This is a genomic window from uncultured Dialister sp. (assembly GCF_900538805.1).
Lineage (GTDB): Bacteria > Bacillota > Negativicutes > Veillonellales > Dialisteraceae > Dialister.
In genome coordinates, this window is the sequence record NZ_UPZP01000111.1 from 1 (window position 1) to 7,055 (window position 7,055).

At 51.0% G+C, this 7,055-nt stretch carries 5 protein-coding genes; 1 reads left to right on the top strand and 4 read right to left on the bottom strand.

The window, feature by feature from the left end; genetic code table 11:
- The first annotated feature begins 370 nt into the window (after positions 1-370).
- Positions 371-1,585: a Na+/H+ antiporter NhaA gene (gene nhaA / locus QZQ29_RS08365; RefSeq protein WP_296962272.1), complete on the top strand. Its 1,215-nt coding sequence runs from the start codon at positions 371-373 to the stop codon at positions 1,583-1,585.
- 427 nt (positions 1,586-2,012) lie between these two features.
- On the opposite strand, the gene trpS is transcribed toward nhaA, so the two are convergent.
- The 4 genes from trpS to sppA all read right to left on the bottom strand — a co-directional run bounded on the left by trpS (position 2,013) and on the right by sppA (position 6,787).
- Positions 2,013-3,074: a tryptophan--tRNA ligase gene (gene trpS / locus QZQ29_RS08370; protein ID WP_296962273.1), complete on the bottom strand. Its 1,062-nt coding sequence runs from the start codon at positions 3,072-3,074 to the stop codon at positions 2,013-2,015.
- Between the two features lie 149 nt (positions 3,075-3,223).
- A complete protein-coding gene (gene glmS, locus QZQ29_RS08375; protein ID WP_296962275.1) occupies positions 3,224-5,050 on the bottom strand; it encodes a glutamine--fructose-6-phosphate transaminase (isomerizing) in 1,827 nt (608 codons plus the stop codon).
- A 185-nt stretch (positions 5,051-5,235) separates the two neighbouring features.
- A complete protein-coding gene (locus QZQ29_RS08380) occupies positions 5,236-5,826 on the bottom strand; it encodes a YIP1 family protein (protein ID WP_296962278.1) in 591 nt (196 codons plus the stop codon).
- A gap of 10 nt (positions 5,827-5,836) precedes the next feature.
- Positions 5,837-6,787 (bottom strand): signal peptide peptidase SppA, encoded by a 951-nt coding sequence (sppA, locus tag QZQ29_RS08385; protein ID WP_296962279.1) that lies wholly within the window; start codon positions 6,785-6,787, stop codon positions 5,837-5,839.
- Positions 6,788-7,055 lie beyond the last annotated feature (268 nt).

Sequence of the window (7,055 nt, forward strand, 5' to 3'; positions counted from 1 at the left end):
GAATGCGCGAGTCGGCCAAAGTTGGCCCTTAGCCTGCACATTAAAGGGCCTTCCTTTTATTTGGCCGACCGACCATTCTGCCCCCGGGCGAAGAATCCTGGTACATGTAGATAGTGACACTTACTAGTCCACTAGTTCACTAGCTCACCAGCTCACTAAAGAATCCCAGTCGGCGAAAAGAAAAACACACCAAATACAGCAGGACCCAAGAAACTAGAAACCAAATACTGTTCATCTATCAATCAATTAACCCATTTAATTACATAGCATTCAATATAATATATAAATAATTAGTAATATGTAGTGACATTATATGCATATTATGCTATTATTTGAATAGAATATTTCTTTTCGTTGAAAGGAGTTGACTATGAGACGAAAAATCGAATCCTTGAGCACCACATTTCTTTCTTTTTTGCGTTCAGAAGCATCCGGCGGTGTGATTCTTCTGATCTGTGCCATCCTGGCTGTCATCATGGCCAATTCTCCCTGGGGAAAGACCTATGAGCACATCCTTCACACTCCCATAGCCATCGGTTTTGGCGATTATTCCCTGGAAATGGGACTGCTTCACTGGGTGAATGACGGGCTCATGGCTATTTTCTTCTTCCTGGTGGGTCTGGAAATCAAGCGGGAATTTCTCTTTGGAGAACTGAAAACGAAATCCGCCATGATTCTTCCGGTATGCGGCGCTTTGGGCGGCATGCTGGTGCCTGCCCTGTTCTACAGCCTTTTGAACTTCGGCACGGAAACCACCGGCGGCTGGGGCATTCCCATGGCCACGGACATTGCCTTTGCTTTGGGCATCATGACCATGGCTGCCAGAAGTGCTCCTCCGGGACTCATCGTCTTCCTCACCGCCCTGGCCATCGTGGATGATCTGGGCGCCATCGTGGTGATTGCCCTCTTCTACAGCACCGACCTTGCCTGGTTTGCCCTTCTGGCAGGCCTAGGCGCACTGGCAGCTGCTTTCGTGCTGAACCGCATGAAAATCCGTTTCTTCCCGGCTTACCTTGTTTTGGGCCTCATTGCCTGGTATTTCTTCCTGAAAGCAGGCATCCACCCCACCATTGCCGGTGTTATCCTGGGCTTTGCCATCCCCGCCGACGGAAACTGCAAAACCTCCATGCTCCATCTTTGGGAAAAGAGGATTTCTCCCTGGTCCGCCTACCTCATTATGCCGGTATTCGCCCTGTCCAATGCAGGCGTTGAAATCTCCCTGTCCACTTTGGACTTCTCCTCTCCCCTCCCCTGGGGCATTCTGGCCGGTCTCTTTCTGGGAAAACCGGTGGGCATCTTCGGCTCCGTCTACCTTCTTCATAAATTAGGAAATATAGACATCCCCGGCAAAGCCTCTCCCCGTGAACTGGCGGCCACAGGTATGCTTGGCGGCATCGGTTTCACCATGTCCATCTTCATCGCTTCCATCGCCTTCACTGACCCGGCCCTCCTGAACCTGGCCAAATTCTCCATCCTCATGGCCTCCACCGTTTCCGCTGCAGCGGGCACCCTGGTCTTCCTCACCACCGGCTCCAAATGCAAAGACAAAGAAGCCCTGCCCCTGTCGGATATGGAAAAAGTGTAAATTTGTTATAACATCATAAAATCCCGGCGCTCCTGAAAGAGCCGGGATTTTTGAATGCACCTGCGGAATCATATCATCATCTATGTTGCCTCCCCCATCTATGGGGAGGGGGCCTCATCAGCGGTGGAAGGGGCCCTGCTCTCCCATAACATACAGGCGCTCTGCCATCAGTTTACAGAGAACAAGCACAAGTTTTCCCATGCTCCCCTGTTATTTCGACGAAAGCGCTGGAGCATGGAGAAATCTTAATTTCTCACAGTGTAAGCCCCGTGCTGTGCTGTCTTTCCGAGCGAAGCGGAGTCGGGAAATCTCCCTGCTCCGTCGACTATTGTCCGGTCCGGCGCTCTTTGATTCCATTTTCCTAAGAAATATGATCACATGCAAAAAAGGACGTAGGAAATTTCCTTCGTCCCTTTTATCATATTTCTTATTTCAGCAGGTTGCCGTCTTCGAAGTAGTTGATTCTCATGGCTCTTCTGACTTTCTGGAGGGTGCCGTCGGCTTTGGCGGCTGCTTTTTCTGTGCCGGTCCTGAGGATATCCACCACGTCATCCAGGTGCTGTTCCCAGTACTGGCGGCGTTCACGGATAGGTGCCAGTTCTGCCTGCATCACGTTATTGAGGAAGCGTTTGACTTTGACGTCGCCCAGGCCGCCTCTGGTATAGTGGGCTTTCATTTCGTCCAGGTTCTTGTATTCCGGCAGGAATTCGGCAAAGTATTCGTCTTTGCAGAAGGCGTCCAGGTAGGTGAATACGGGGTTGCCTTCCACGTGGCCGGGATCGTCTCTTCTGAGATGGGTGGGGTCGGTGAACATGGACATGACTTTCTTTTCAATGTCTTCCGGTTTTTCGCAGAGGTAGATGCAGTTGCCGATGGATTTGCTCATCTTCGCTTTGCCGTCGATACCGGGAAGGCGGAGGCTTGCCTTGTTGGAGGACAGGACGATTTCCGGTTCCACCAGGGTTTCGCCGTAGATGTCATTGAATTTGCGGACGATTTCCCTTGTCTGTTCCAGCATGGGTTCCTGGTCTTCCCCTACGGGGACGGTGGTGGCATCGAAGGCGGTGATGTCGGCTGCCTGGCTGACGGGGTAGCAGAGGAAGCCGGCGGGGATGCTGGCTTCAAAGTGTTTCTGCTGGATTTCCGCTTTGACCGTGGGGTTTCTTTCCAGGCGGGAAACGGTGACCAGGTTCATGTAGTACATGGTCAGTTCCGGCAGAGCCGGTACCATGGACTGGATGAAAATATTGGATTTTTCGGGATCAATGCCTACGGAAAGGTAGTCCAGGGCTACCTGAAGTACGTTTTTCCTGACTTTTTCAGGATTGTCCGCATTGTCGGTGAGGGCCTGGGCATCGGCGATTTCGATGTAGACTTCGTCAAAGGTTCCGGAATTCTGGAGAGCAACTCTTTCCCGAAGGGATCCTACATAGTGGCCTACGTGGAGATGTCCGGTGGGACGGTCGCCGGTTAAAATAATTTTTTTCATATATGACAACTCCTATCCATGAATATACTTTCTTTATTGTATGCTTAAAAGCAGGTTTCCGCAACTGCCCGCCGGAAAAAGGAGGCAGTCGGAAATATCATGCAGTAAGAAAAAGGCACAGGCCAAAAGGAGCCTGTGCCGTATATTTCTTATTCTACAGTCACCGATTTGGCCAGGTTTCTTGGCTTGTCCACATCGTTTCCTCTCTTCACGCTGGTGTAGTAGGCGAGAAGCTGCATGGGAATGACGGAAAGGATGGGGGCAATGAAGAAGTCCACTCTGGGGATACGAACGGTTTCGGTGGTGTACTTGCCCAGTTCCTTGTCGTCATCGTAGCCGATGCCAAGGACTTCGGCGCCCCGGGCTTTAACTTCCTGGATGTTGCTGTACATTTTGGAGCTGACAGCGTCCTGGGTGGCAACCGCAATGACCGGGGTGTCGGCGGTGATGAGGGCCAGGGTGCCGTGTTTCAGTTCGCCGGCTGCATAGGCTTCTGCATGGATGTAGGACACTTCCTTCAGTTTCAGCGCCCCTTCCATGGCGATGGCGTAGTCGATGGAACGGCCCAGGTAGAAAATGTCGCTGGCTTTGATGAGGCGGTCTGCCACGTCGGACATATGGTCCTTTTCTTCCAGCACCTTTTCAATCTGCTTGGGCAGGTCCCGAAGGCCGTCGGTAATCTTATGAATCAGTTCTGTGGAAATGGTGCCTCTGAGCTGTGCCATGTAGAGGGACAGCAGGAGGAGTGCCACCAGCTGGGTGGTGTAAGCCTTGGTGGATGCCACGGCAATTTCCGGGCCTGCCAGGGTGTATACCACGTTGTCCGCTTCACGGGCAATGGAGGAGCCGATGGAGTTGGTAACGGCCAGACTCTTGGCGCCATGTTTCTTGGCTTCCTTCAGGGCTTCCAGGGTATCAATGGTTTCACCGGACTGGCTGACCACGATGCAGAGGGTGTGGCTGGTGGTGAGAGGTTTGCTGTAGCGGTATTCGGAAGCGATTTCCACGGCCACCGGAATCTTTACAAACCGTTCGATATAGTGCTTTGCCACCAGGCCTGCATGGTAGGCGGTGCCGCAGGCAGTGATGAGGATATTGTCAATGTTATCGAAGCATTCTTTAGTCCAGTTCAGGTCAGGGAATGCAACGGAGCCGTCCTTGTTCAGGTGAATCTGCACGGTGTCTCTCACTGCTTTGGGCTGTTCGAAGATTTCCTTCAGCATGAAATGGGGATAACCGCCCTTTTCTGCTGCTTCCGCAGACCAGGTGACCTTCTGGATTTCCTTCCGGATCGGCTTTCCGTCTTTATCATAAACGGCTACGCTGTCCTTCTTCACCACTGCCAGTTCTTCATCATCCAGAATGTAGATATCCCTGGTGTGGTTGATGACCGCCGGAATATCGGAGGCAATGAAGTTTTCACCTTTGCCCAGACCGATGATAAGGGGATTGTTCTTCTTGGTGCAGATAATGGTGTCAGGATAGGAGCTGTCCATGATGACAAGGCTGTAGGAGCCTTCGATGATGGAAAGCATCTTGCGGACGGTGGAGAAGAAATTGCCGTCGTCCAGTTCTTCCAGCAGATGGGCTACAATTTCCGTATCCGTTTCAGATTTGAAAACATGGCCCTTTTCCATGAGGTCTTTTTTCAAAGTCAGGTAGTTTTCAATGATACCATTATGAACCACTACGAAATGGTTATGGCAGTCTCCATGGGGATGGGCATTCCTGTCGGACGGTTTGCCATGGGTTGCCCAGCGGGTATGACCGATGCCGATATGGCCGGAGAGGGGATGTTCCTTCAGCTCATTTTCCAGATTCACCAGACGGCCCTGTTTCTTTTCAATGTTGATTTTTCCATTTTCATATACCGCAATGCCTGCAGAATCATATCCTCTGTATTCCAGGCGGCGAAGTCCGTCAATCAAAAAGTTGGTGGCATTTCCACTGCCTACATAACCTACAATACCGCACATAAATGGTATTCCTCCTTATATTCATACTGATTCAAGATTTTATTTGTATAGGGAAACTGTGTTCATCCAATCCAAGTTATACATACGTTTCATATTATATCACAAACCGTATATTTTTGAAATTGAACGGACAAAGGCGCCGGGATAAGGGTTCCGGCGCCTTTGCCAAATATTCTTTTCCTATTTTACATCTGGGTAATCACAGATTCAAGGTTCTGCACATCCTGCATATTGGCAATGCCTTCCACCGCCGCTGCCACACCAAGGGCCATGAGGGCGATGAAGAAAATCACCATGAGGATATAGGGCGTCAAAGCAATGAGGAACGATTTCCCCGGACGGAAACGATAATTCTGTCCGATGGCCGTCACGTCCAGATAGAAGGACCACACCCAGATGACAAAGCTGCCGATGCCGGAAAGGGCACCCGCCCCCACCACTGCCAGGAAGGTGAAGAAAACAGAAAAGGCCATGGGCAGGGAAGATGCCATGAAGCCGGCGGTAATCCCCCGAGCCGTACCCATGCCGCCCCAGAAGCCGGAAATATAGTCAATCACTGCGCTGTGCACCAGAAGGGCAGCTCCCATAAAAAGAACCATGAGGAGAAACTGCACCACCAGCCCCGGCCCCTGCTGAAAGAGGGACAGGGACAGAAGGAAGACCACAAAAATCCAGATGAGAAATGCTTCTTTCAGCTTTTCCTCATTGGTAATTTCCATCAATGCCTGCCGGGGTGATGTGATAAGGGCTATCGCCAGGTCAAGTAAATGATTCATACAATCCTCCTTATTTCATAGACGGCACGGAAGATTCTGCCACCGATTCCTTGAAAGAATCGGCCAGAGCCTTTCCGAAAACGCCGGACAGATTCTTTGCTTCCCCCGAAAGGATGCCTTTCAAGGAAACGCCGCTGCCATAGCTTTTCACCGGAATATTTTCACTCTGGATGCCGCCGCTGGAAGCCGCATAGCTCAAGGCGTCGTAATAGTTGCCCATGGCATCCACCAGTCCCAAATCCTGGGCCTGCTTGCCCGTAAGAATCCGGCCGTCCGCAATGGAGCGCACCTTGTTTTCATCCATTTTGCGTCCGTCTGCCACGGTCTGTGCAAACTGGTTGTAAATATCATCCACCATGGTCTGTACCATTTCCTTTTCCTCTCCGGTCATGGGGCGGTACATGGAAAGGATATCCTTATGGGCACCGCTCTTGATTTTCTCATTCTTAATGCCCAGCTTGTCCATCAGATCCTCCACATTGGTGTAGTCCATGTATACACCGATGCTTCCGGTAATGGTGGCGGGAGAAGCAAAAATGTAATTACCCTTGCTGGCCAGCCAGTAGCCTGCAGAGGCGCACATATCCCCCATGGAAATAATGATGGGCTTGCCGCTGCTCCGTATCTTATCCATTTCCTCAGCGATTTCCTGGGTGGCTCCGGTGGAACCGCCGGGGCTGTTGATACGCACCAGGATAGCCTTGGCCTGGGGATCCTTCCGGGCCGCCTGGAATTCCTTCATAATCTGCTCGCTGGTAACGCCGCTGCTGCCGGAAAGGAGAGAATCCGCCTCGGGGCCGCCGTAAATGGGGCCGTCAATGCGAATCACCGCTACATAGCCCTGTTTAGCGTTTTCTGCGGCCCCATCCTTCCAGAAACCGGAAGTCCCAGCCGCAATGGCTGCAATGAGCAGGATGATAATGCCCAGCAGCGTATATTTTCTTTTCGCTTCCATATTCATAAAGTACCTCCTCTTTATAGAAACGCCGATACAGAGAATCATGGCATGTATCAGTGCTTCTTAGAAAATTATAACACACCAATGCAGGGCAGGTCTCTGGGAATTCTAGGGAAGCACTGATTCATTCGCAGAATCGAATTTCATATGTATTTTTATCCAATGCTGCGTCATCAGTCTCCTTAAATAGCTGGCTATTCGCGTCGACTTATTCCTTGCATTGAATAAAAACACAAGAATGAAATCCGATAACGATTGAATCAGCGCTTCC